Origin of the sequence: Phenylobacterium sp. (assembly GCF_020402505.1) — a bacterium.
Lineage (GTDB): Bacteria > Pseudomonadota > Alphaproteobacteria > Caulobacterales > Caulobacteraceae > Phenylobacterium.
Genome location: NZ_JADBZL010000084.1, coordinates 1 through 5,808, shown reverse-complemented (window position 1 = coordinate 5,808; position 5,808 = coordinate 1). Strand labels below are relative to the sequence as shown.

Sequence of the window (5,808 nt, the reverse complement as noted above, 5' to 3'; positions counted from 1 at the left end):
TCCGGCCATCGGCGAAGTTGGCGCCGAAGACCGTCTCGTCGCGGCCCATGGTGCGTCCGACATAGGGGGTTGCGCTCCACTCCTGGACGTCGATGGGCCTTCTGCCGTGGGCGGCGTCGCCCAGGCCCGAGCCCGCGGCGTAGGCGAAGTCGAAGACCGAGGCGGCGATGTAGGGCCGGGACGTGCGCGGATCGCCCGTGTAGCCCCCGCGATAGTCGATGAGGGAGAAGAGCTCGCGGAGGGTGGGGACGCGCCAGTCGTCATGACCCCCCAGCCGGCTCGCCCGGGCGAAACCCTCGAGCTCGGCATAGGCCATCGGCGGGCTTGGCGCCTTGGCCCAGACCAGGCCGGTCACCTGGTCGGCGACCGTGCCGTCGCCATTGTCGCGATAGGCGGGCCTGCGACCGGGATGCTGGGCGTCCTGGCCCGACAGGAAGGCGCCGGCCGCCGGGCAGGCGATGACCTCGCCGGTCTCGCTGTAGCAGCGGTCCTGCGACGTTCCCACGACCGGATAGGAGGCCCGGGCTGGCGGCGGGGGCGCCGCCCCCCCGGGCCAGGCCGACCCCAGAAGACTGAGACCCCCCGCGAGGGCGGCCAGAAGGGGCCTGATCCGCCGTCCGGTGAGCGGGCGCCCTCGACCTGGGGCGCGGTCCTGTCCGACCATGAGGTCTCCTCCGTCGCCGCCCCGGAACCTGATTGAGCCCCGGAGGCCGGGTCCGGTCAAGCCGCCGCGGGCGCCGGCTGGAGTCGGACAGGTGGCGGTCCTGGGCGGCGACCCTGGAGAGGCCGGCGATCCGGCGACCCCGCGTCATCTTCCCTTTCGTCCCGGCGGGACTATCTGAGTCCGCACGTTGACCCCCCGGAGACCCCCATGCTGACCTCGACCACGCCCCAGATCGCCGGACACGAGATCGCCGAGACCCTCGGCGTGGTGACGGGTGAGGCCATCATCGGGGCCAACATCTTCCGCGACCTGATGGCCGGGATCACGGATATCGTCGGCGGCCGGTCCAAGGCCTATGAGTCGGCCCTGCGGGACGCCCGCGAGATCGCCCTGAAGGAAATGGGCGACGAGGCCCGCCGAAAGGGCGGCAACGCCGTGGTGGGTGTGGACCTCGACTACGAGACCCTGGGTTCCGGCAGCATGCTGATGGTCTCGGCCACCGGGACGGCGGTGCGGCTGAGGTAGGCGCCTCACCCCGTCGTCGCCGCCCGTCCCGGGGGGCGTGACCTCGACAGTCGCGCACCCTCCCCGACGACGGGAATCGCCGAGGGCGATCCCGGTGCAGGGCGCGCAGGCTCCGCTCTGGCGGCGCCCCAGGACGCGGCGCGCTGGCGTACGATGTCGATGAAGGCGCGCAGCTTGCGGGCTTCTGCGGCGCGACGGGGGAAATAGAGGAAGAGGCCGGGCTCCTGGATCGCAGCGTCGGGGAGCAGCTCGACAAGGCGGCCGGCGGACAGGTCGTCTGTCACCAGCGGCTCGTAGATGTAGGCCAGGCCTATCCCGGCGAGCGCAAGGTCGCGGGCATAGCTCGCGTCCGAGACCCGCACCGTGCCATTGACGGGCGTCGCCACGTCCCGGGGTCCGTCCCTGAACTCCCAGTCATAGGTTGCGCCGGAGGTCAGCATGCGGAAGCCGATACAGTTGTGATCCCCCAGGTCGGCCAGGGATTCGGGGGCCGGGCGTTCCGCCAGATAGCCCGGTGAGGCGACAAGGATTGCACGGAAGGGTGGGGTCATCCGCACAGCCACCATATCCCGCGCGATCATCTCTCCGAGCCGTACGCCGGCGTCGAATCCCTGCGCGACGACATCGACCAGGGCGTCGTCGCTGATCACCTCGACAACCAGGCGAGGATGAAGCCGCGCCATCTCGGCGAGGATCGCGGTCAGGCCCATGCCGAAGGCGATCCGCGGGACATTGAGGCGCAGAACGCCGGTCACGTCCCGCTGCCAGGCCGCCACCCGCTCGGCTGCGGCGTCGATCTCGTCAAGGGCGCGTTGTGCGGCCTCGATGAACACCTCCCCTGCTTCGGTCAGCGCGACGCTGCGTGTGGTGCGTGCAAACAGAGGCGCGCCGAGATGCATCTCAGCGGTGCGCACCGAATGGCTGACGGCCGAGGCGCCCAGATCGAGTTCGGCGGCGGCGCGGACAAAGCTGCGCGTTCGCGCGACGGCGACCACGACGGGCAGGTGTTGCAGCAGGGCGCGATCCATTACTGAAACGTATCGCATATCCCATCCGATTTCAGGCCCATTGTTTGATCAATGCTCATCACCGATCTCTGGCCCCTCATCTTCGGCCGAGGAGCCCGCCATGTCCGACAGCGACAACCCGACCCGCACCTGGTTCATCACCGGCGCGACATCCGGCTTTGGCCTCGAACTCGCCCGGGCCGTACTCGAGCGCGGCGAGCGGGCGGTGCTGGCCGGTCGGAGGGTCGACCGGCTCTCCGCGCTTGGGGACAGACACCGGGGTCGCGTCCTGCCCATCGCGGTTGACCTGACCGACCCCGGGGCGCGGGCGAACGCCGTCGCGAAGGGGCTCTCCCGGTTTGGCCGGATCGATGTGCTCGCCAACATCGCCGGCCGCGGCTCCCTGGGCGCCGTCGAGGAGTTCGCGCCCGAACAGCTGCGCGAGCAGATGGAGCTGAACTTCTTCGCCGCCGCCGAGCTGGCCCGGGCCGTACTCCCGGCCATGCGCCGGCAGGGCTATGGCCATATCCTCAACCTCACCAGCATTGGCGGACTCGTCTCGATGGGGGGCTTCGGCCCCTACTGCGCGTCCAAGTTCGCCCTGGAGGGCTGGAGCGAGGCGCTTCGCGAGGAAGGGGCGCCCCTCGGCATACGCGTGACCATCGTCGAGCCGGGCGCCTTCCGCACCGAGTTCGCCGGCGAAGCCAACATGCGACCCGCGCATCCGATGGACATCTACCGCCCGATCGTCGCACCCCTGGAGGACTATCTCTACGGCGGTGACGGCAAGCAGATGGGCGATCCCGCCAAGGCTGCGGCCCTTATGATCGCAGTGGTCGACAGCGAGGCTCCGCCGCTCCGCCTAATGATGGGCGCCGACGCCTTCGGAATGTGGGAAAACGCGATCGCCGCCCGCCAGGCCGATATCTCCAGCTGGCGCGAGCGCGGCCTCGCGACGGCGTTCGACGCGGCCGGGGAATAGGGTCGGGCAAAGGCCGGCGACCCCGGCCTGCGGAGGGCCCCGGCCCCGGGCGCGGGGGTGCGGGTGAGGTCGCGGTTCAGGCCTTCGGGCGGGCGAGGCCGCCGGCGAAGTCCAGGAAGGCGGCGTCGAAGGCCTCGGGCGTCTCGAGGAAGGCCGCGTGGCCGGCGTCGAAGAGGGCGATCCGCGCCCCCGGGGTCCGGCGGGCCAGCCCCCTGACCAGGAACCAGGGCAGGATCCGGTCCCTCAGGCCCCAGGCGAAGAGAATGGGGATCCGCAGGCCCTTCAGTACGGGCCGGATATCTGCGGCGGGTTCGGCGAAGCTGCGCCAGGCTTCGGCGAGGACCGGGGCGGCTTTCTCGCCGCCAGCGACGATCTCTTCCCGGCGCCAGGCCGCCTCGGGGCGCGGCAGGACTTGTTGGTAGTAGCGTCCGAACCAGGCCGGAAAGCCGGCGTCCCCTGAAGCCCCCTTCTCGAACCGTCGGGCCATGTGACGGCAGAACATCCTGATAAAGGGGTTCGACGGGATCAGTCCGCCGGAATTGCACAGGACGAGACTGCGGACCCGGTCGGGGCGGTTTGCGGCGCAGAGGATGGCCGCCGCGCCGCCGATGGAGTTTCCGAGGAGGATGACGGCCCTGAGGTCCAGGGCTTCAAGGACCTCGCCTGCAAGCGCGGCGTAGCGCTCTGCGCTCGCGGGCGCCGCTTCCCTCGGGCTCTCGCCCTGGCCCGGCCAGTCCAGGGCGACGAAGGTGAAGTCCCCACCCAGTCTCCGGGCCAGCCGATCAAAGTCCCGCGCGCCGTGCCCGGTGGCGTGGAGGCAGACCACTGCTGGCCCCGTCCCGCTGCGCCGGACGGCGAGGGGAAGGCCGCAGACTTCGAGGGTCTGGACAGGATGAAGGCCGGACGCGTCCATGATGTGATGTGACTATCACTATTGATTTGACGTGGTCAACCGCCCGGGCGAGGAAGGCGCATGGTCCCGCCTCCGACCCGCCGCCGACGCCCCGAGGCGACCCGCGCCGCTCTCCTGGAAGCGGCCCGGCTGGAGTTCGAGGATCCGGGCTACGACGCCACCCACACCAACCGGATCGCCGCGCGGGCCGGATTTGCGCCGCAGACCTTCTACCGCCACTTCCGGGACAAGCCGGCCATCTTCCTGGCGGTCTACCGGCGCTGGGCCGAATCGGAACTCGACCTTCTGGAGGGGGTGCAGGACGCCGCAGGGGCGGCGGCGGTGCTGATCGCCAGCCACCGCGCGTCGCTGAACTTCCGCCGCGCCCTGAGGGTCCTGTCCCTGACGGACCCGGCCCTGCGCACCGCCCGGGCGGACAGCCGGCGTCTCCAGATCGCCCGGCTTACCGAGCGGCTTCCGCACCTCTCCAGCCGCAGCTTCGATCGCCTCGCCGCCGAGCTTCTGGCCCTGGAGCGGCTCGCCGACGCGTGCGCCGAGGGCGAGTTCCAGGACCTGGGGATTGCCGAAGAGGTCGCCGCGGCCCGCCTGGCTGACGCGATCCGCCAGACCTTCGGACCCTGATCGGCCCGTCGCCACCGTCCCGCCGGGCGCCTATGCTGGGCTGATGAGTCGGGATTTCCTGGAATTCTTTGCGGGCGGCGGCATGGCGCGGCTGGGGCTGGGGCCGGGATGGTCCTGCCTGTTCGCCAATGACTTCGACCCGGTGAAGGGGGCCGCCTATCGCGCCAACTTCCCAGACGCCGCAGCGCATTTTTCCGGGGCGGACGTCTGGAGCCTGTCGGCGGGGGACCTGCCCGGGCCGGCGGCCCTGGCCTGGGCCTCCTCGCCTTGCCAGGACTTCAGCCTGGCCGGCTCCCGGGCGGGGCTTTCGGGCGGGCGGTCCTCGGCCTTCTTCGGCTTCTGGCGGCTGATGGAGGCCCTGGACGACGCCGGCCGCGCGCCGCCGCTGATCGTGGTGGAGAATGTGGTCGGCCTGCTCACCTCCCGGGGCGGGGCGGACTTCGCGGCCCTCTGCGCGGCCCTGGCCGGGCGCGGCTACCGGGTGGGGGCCATAGAGGCCGACGCCGCCGCCTTCACGCCCCAGTCGCGGCCCCGCCTCTTCGTCATCGCCTTCCGGGGCGAGGCGCCGGCGGAGCTGTCGGGCGGGGGAGCCTTCGTCACCCCGGCGGTGGCCCGGGCCCGGGACCGGCTGGAGGGCGCGGCGCGGGCGGCCTGGACCGACTGGTCGCCCCGGGCGCCGGCCGGGCGCAACACGCAGCTGGCCGACCTGCTGGAGCCAGACGCGGCGGTCGCCTGGAACCCTCCCGACCTGACCCGAAGCCTGGTCGGGATGATGTCGCCTGGGCAGGCGGCGCGGCTGGAGGCCCTGAGGGCGGCGGGCGGGCGTCATGTGGGCGCCCTCTTTCGTCGCACCCGTCGCGAGGAGGGCCGGAGCGTCCAGAGGGCCGAGGCCCGGTTCGACGGCCTGGCCGGCTGCCTGCGCACCCCGAGGGGCGGATCCTCCCGCCAGTCGATCATCGTCGTCGAGGACGGCGCCGTGCGCACCCGTCTGCTGGCGCCCCGGGAAGCGGCCCGCCTGATGGGCCTGCCGGAGACCTATGTCCTGCCCCGGGGCGTCTCTGCGGCCCTTCACGTGGCCGGAGACGGGGTCTGCGTT

7 protein-coding genes are annotated in these 5,808 nt (G+C 71.8%); 4 read left to right on the top strand and 3 right to left on the bottom strand.

From position 1 onward, the window contains the following. The coding region (locus IM632_RS06510; protein ID WP_296552143.1) for a DUF1566 domain-containing protein at positions 1-664 on the bottom strand (664 nt) is incomplete at its 3' end. 207 nt (positions 665-871) lie between these two features. On the opposite strand from IM632_RS06510, the gene IM632_RS06505 reads away from it, so the two are divergent. Continuing rightward, complete coding sequence (locus IM632_RS06505; RefSeq protein ID WP_296482922.1) at positions 872-1,189, top strand: YbjQ family protein; 318 nt, start codon at positions 872-874, stop codon at positions 1,187-1,189. Positions 1,190-1,194: 5 nt separating this feature from the next. Here the strand turns inward: IM632_RS06505 and IM632_RS06500 are convergent, their stop codons facing one another. Continuing rightward, positions 1,195-2,217, bottom strand: coding sequence for a LysR family transcriptional regulator (locus tag IM632_RS06500; RefSeq protein ID WP_296502939.1), 1,023 nt, complete (start codon positions 2,215-2,217; stop codon positions 1,195-1,197). A 100-nt stretch (positions 2,218-2,317) separates the two neighbouring features. On the opposite strand from IM632_RS06500, the gene IM632_RS06495 reads away from it, so the two are divergent. After that, entirely contained in the window at positions 2,318-3,178 is an 861-nt protein-coding gene (locus IM632_RS06495) for an SDR family NAD(P)-dependent oxidoreductase (RefSeq protein ID WP_296482918.1), read from the top strand. Between the two features lie 76 nt (positions 3,179-3,254). Here the strand turns inward: IM632_RS06495 and IM632_RS06490 are convergent, their stop codons facing one another. Continuing rightward, on the bottom strand, positions 3,255-4,091 hold the full coding sequence (locus IM632_RS06490; RefSeq protein ID WP_296482914.1) for an alpha/beta hydrolase: 837 nt from the start codon (positions 4,089-4,091) through the stop codon (positions 3,255-3,257). A gap of 60 nt (positions 4,092-4,151) precedes the next feature. Here IM632_RS06490 and IM632_RS06485 point away from each other — a divergent pair, with 60 nt between their 5' ends. Together IM632_RS06485 and IM632_RS06480 are read left to right on the top strand one after the other, a co-directional pair. Further along, positions 4,152-4,712 carry a TetR/AcrR family transcriptional regulator gene (locus tag IM632_RS06485; RefSeq protein WP_296498886.1) on the top strand — a complete coding sequence of 187 codons (561 nt, stop codon included), beginning with the start codon at positions 4,152-4,154 and terminating at the stop codon, positions 4,710-4,712. A 43-nt stretch (positions 4,713-4,755) separates the two neighbouring features. Further along, positions 4,756-5,808, top strand: a 1,053-nt coding sequence (locus IM632_RS06480) for a DNA cytosine methyltransferase (protein ID WP_296552140.1), incomplete at its 3' end; no start/stop codon positions are given.